Origin of the sequence: Pseudokineococcus marinus, from assembly GCF_013004605.1 — a bacterium.
In the GTDB taxonomy this organism is placed as follows: Bacteria; Actinomycetota; Actinomycetes; order Actinomycetales; family Quadrisphaeraceae; genus Pseudokineococcus; species Pseudokineococcus marinus.
The window spans coordinates 1-2,956 of sequence record NZ_JABEMA010000346.1 but is presented as its reverse complement, the minus strand read 5'-3'; the positions used below and the strand labels follow the sequence as shown (position 1 = coordinate 2,956).

5 protein-coding genes are annotated in these 2,956 nt (G+C 79.1%); 1 reads left to right on the top strand and 4 read right to left on the bottom strand.

The genetic code is table 11. The annotated features are described in order from the left end of the window. Positions 1-401: DivIVA domain-containing protein (locus HLB09_RS15170; protein WP_171204163.1), on the bottom strand; the 401-nt coding region annotated here is incomplete at its 3' end. Next, complete coding sequence (locus HLB09_RS15165) at positions 398-592, bottom strand: hypothetical protein (RefSeq protein WP_171204162.1); 195 nt, start codon at positions 590-592, stop codon at positions 398-400. The genes HLB09_RS15165 and HLB09_RS15170, both read right to left, overlap by 4 nt. On the opposite strand from HLB09_RS15165, the gene HLB09_RS15160 reads away from it, so the two are divergent. Further along, the gene (locus HLB09_RS15160; protein ID WP_171204161.1) at positions 573-1,394 is read left to right on the top strand and encodes an SDR family oxidoreductase; all 822 of its coding nucleotides are present in this window, start codon (positions 573-575) and stop codon (positions 1,392-1,394) included. The genes HLB09_RS15165 and HLB09_RS15160 overlap by 20 nt on opposite strands. Positions 1,395-1,487: 93 nt before the next feature. On the opposite strand, the gene HLB09_RS15155 is transcribed toward HLB09_RS15160, so the two are convergent. Then, positions 1,488-1,892: a hypothetical protein gene (locus tag HLB09_RS15155; protein ID WP_212771174.1), complete on the bottom strand. Its 405-nt coding sequence runs from the start codon at positions 1,890-1,892 to the stop codon at positions 1,488-1,490. A gap of 117 nt (positions 1,893-2,009) precedes the next feature. Further along, positions 2,010-2,956, bottom strand: a 947-nt coding sequence (locus HLB09_RS15150; RefSeq protein WP_171204160.1) for an amidohydrolase family protein, incomplete at its 5' end; no start/stop codon positions are given.

The window sequence follows — 2,956 nt, the reverse complement described above, 5'->3', positions numbered from 1 at the left end:
TAGCCGCGCCGCAGCAGCGGCGCTGCCGGCAGGTCGACCGACCGCAGGTCGGCGGCCGTGAGGCGGTGTCCGCGACCTCCGGCCGAGCCCGCCGTCCCCGCACCGCGAGGGGGCTCGAGCGCGCCCGTGCGCGCGTGCCGCCCGAGCGCCGGGGACGGGCGCAGCGCGTCGGCGACGCGGTCGAGGAGGTCGTCCACCTCGTCGACGGCGTAGCCGCCGCGCCAGGTCTGCGTGAAGGAGGCGGCGTGGACGTCGTCCGGCGTGAGGACGCCGGCCCCCTCCAGGGCCGCCGCGGCCCGGTCCAGGAAGGCGTCGACCTCGGCGACGTCGTAGCCCGCGGAGAAGCGCGTCGTCCGCAGCGCGGTGCCGCGCAGCTCGGCGGCGGTGATGGGCGTGCTCACGAGGCCACGATCGGCAGGTCGGGCCGCGGGGTGGAGGGGTCCGGGCGCGGCCCCGCCCGGTCGGAGGACCGGCGCGCGGCGGTCACGCGACCCGCGCGGCGGCCGGGGAGGTCGGGCACGGGGAGGTCGGGCGCGGGGAAGAGGCGCGCGGGCGCGGGCGCTGGGCCGGGCATGGCGAAGACCTGGTTCATCACCGGCACCTCCCGCGGGTTCGGGCGCGAGTGGGCGACCGCGGCGCTCGAGCGCGGCGACTCCGTCGCCGCGACGGCGCGCGACTCCTCCACCCTGGGCGACCTCGTCGAGCGCTTCGGCGACCGCGTGCTCCCGCTCGACCTCGACGTCACCGACCGCGCGGCCGTCCGGCCGGCCGTCGACGCCGCCGTCGAGCGCTTCGGCCGCCTCGACGTCGTCGTCAACAACGCCGGCTACGGCCAGTTCGGCATGGTCGAGGAGCTCAGCGAGGACGACGCCCGGCAGCAGATGGAGGTCAACCTCTTCGGCGCGCTCTGGGTGACGCAGGCGGTGCTGCCGCAGCTGCGCGCGCAGGGCGGCGGGCACGTGCTGCAGGTGTCGTCCATCGGGGGCATCAGCGCCTTCCAGAACGTGGGCATGTACCACGCGAGCAAGTGGGCGCTCGAGGGGCTGAGCCAGTCGCTGGCGCAGGAGGTCGCGGGCTTCGGCATCTCCGTGACGCTCGTCGAGCCCGGCGGCTTCGACACCGACTGGGCCGGCTCGTCGGCCCGCCACGCCGAGCCGCTGCCCGCCTACGACGGCGTGCGGGAGGCCGCGCAGCGGGCCCGCTCGCAGCGGACCTCCTCGCCGGGGAACCCGAGGGCGTCGGCGGCCGCCGTCCTGCAGGTGGTCGACGCCGACGAGCCGCCCCTGCGCGTCTTCCTCGGCGCGGCGCCGCTCGCCATCGCCGAGGCGGACTACGCCTCCCGCCTCGAGACCTGGCGGGCCTGGCAGCCGGTCGCCGAGCGCGCCGGCGGCTGAGCCTCCGGCCGAGGCGGCACGGCGGCAGCAGCGGCGGACGCAGGACGCGCAGGACGACGCCGCGCGTCCACCGCTGGGCGCCGTCGCGCGTCGTCAGCGGGTGGTGCTCCGCCGCCGCGCCGCGCGGTCCTGGCGCCGAGCCAGCGCCCACGACTGCGACACGGCGACGACGAGCGCGCCCCCGGCCACGGGCAGGCCGATCGGCCAGCTCTCGACGAGGGAGCGGTCGGTGAGCGGGCCCAGGACGAGGGCGACGAGGACGAGCGCGGCCGTCCCGGAGACGGCGGCGGCGCGCCACCACGTCCCGCCGTGGTCGACGACGTGGCCGGCCACGGCCCCGCACAGCGAGCCGAGCAGGGCCCCCAGCGCGACGAAGAGCCCGAGGAGGGCCGCGAGGTGCGGGTCGGGCTCCTCGAGCAGCACGGGCACGACGACGAGGCCCACGACCGCGGCCCCGCCGACCGCGCCGCGCACGGCGCCCGACCCCTGCGCTCCCACGCCGCACTCCCCTCCGACCCGCGGAGCGTGGCACACGGCGGCGCCGCCCGGAGAGCGGTGCGCCCACGACGCGGTGCACCGCGTCCTCGGCGCACCGCCCCAGCCGCTGGGACCCGCTCAGCCGCGCAGCGCCGACGCGCGGTGGGTCCAGCGACCGCCGACGAGCGTCCCCAGCACCTCGGGCTCGCGCAGCGCCGCCGGGCCCCGCGCCGCGAGGACGTCGGCCGGGTCCTCGGCGAGGAGCACGAGGTCGGCGACGTCGCCCACGCGCACGTGCGAGCGACCGCCGCAGGAGGCCGCCAGCGCCTGCGCCAGCGTGAGGTGCTGCTCGGGGTGCCAGGCGCCGCGCCCGTCGAGGGTGCGGTGCAGCGCGCAGGCCAGCGCGTCCCACGGGTCGAGCGGCGCGACGGGCGCGTCCGAGCCGAGGACGACGTCGGCGCCCGCGGCCAGCAGGTCGGCGTAGGGGAAGGCGCGGTCCGTGGCGCCCGCCCAGTGGAGGTCGGCGAGGTCGCGGTCGTCGACGGCGTGCCGCGGCTGGACGCTCGCCGTCACCCCGAGCGCCGCGAAGCGCGGGAGGTCGTCGGCCAGCACCTGCTGGGCGTGCTCGACCCGGCCCCGGCAGCCGGCGGCCTCGTAGGCGTCCAGCGCCGCCCGCACGCCGGCGTCGCCGATGGCGTGCACCGCCGTCACGAGGCCCGCGGACGTCGCCCGGCGCAGCAGCACCTCGAGCTCGTCCGGCGGCAGCAGCAGCATCCCGTGGTGGTCGCGCGGCTCGACACCGCCCGGACCGTTGCTCTCCCGCCCGCCCACCCCGTTGCTCTCCCGCCCGCCCACCCCGGTGCTCTCCCGCCCGCCCACCCCGGTACGGGCGTAGGCGCACGAGCACCACGCCGTCCGCGTGCCGAGCGACCCGTCGACGAAGAGCTTGAGCGGCCCGAGGCGCACGCGGTCGGCCGCCACCGGGTCGTGGACGCCGGGCAGCGGGTCGCCGCTGCGCAGCCCCGCGGCGAGGACGCCGTCGAGGTGCTCGCGCCAGACGCCGACGGCCACGCGCAGCGCCGGCC

Bases quoted from the DNA above. Each gene is read 5' to 3' on its own strand.
- HLB09_RS15160 (WP_171204161.1), top strand. From the start codon at position 573: ATGGCGAAGACCTGGTTCATCACCGGCACCTCCCGCGGGTTCGGGCGC.
- HLB09_RS15165 (WP_171204162.1), bottom strand. From the start codon at position 592: ATGAACCAGGTCTTCGCCATGCCCGGCCCAGCGCCCGCGCCCGCGCGC.